This is a genomic window from Caballeronia sp. M23-90, from assembly GCF_053574605.1.
Genome location: NZ_JBSIPA010001050.1, coordinates 1 through 255, shown reverse-complemented (window position 1 = coordinate 255; position 255 = coordinate 1). Strand labels below are relative to the sequence as shown.

At 59.2% G+C, this 255-nt stretch carries 1 protein-coding gene; it reads left to right on the top strand.

The genetic code is table 11. The annotated features are described in order from the left end of the window. Window positions 1–255: EF-Tu/IF-2/RF-3 family GTPase (locus ACRXB1_RS37755; RefSeq protein ID WP_449494980.1), on the top strand; the 255-nt coding region annotated here is incomplete at both ends.

Sequence of the window (255 nt, the reverse complement as noted above, 5' to 3'; positions counted from 1 at the left end):
ACACGTACATCCCGACGCCGGAGCGTGCAATTGACGGTACGTTCCTGATGCCGGTGGAAGACGTGTTCTCGATCTCGGGTCGCGGCACGGTGGTGACGGGTCGTATCGAGCGCGGTATCGTGAAGGTAGGCGAAGAAATCGAAATCATCGGTATCAAGCCGACGGTGAAGACGACGTGCACGGGCGTGGAAATGTTCCGCAAGCTGCTGGACCAAGGTCAAGCGGGCGACAACGTGGGTATTCTGTTGCGCGGCA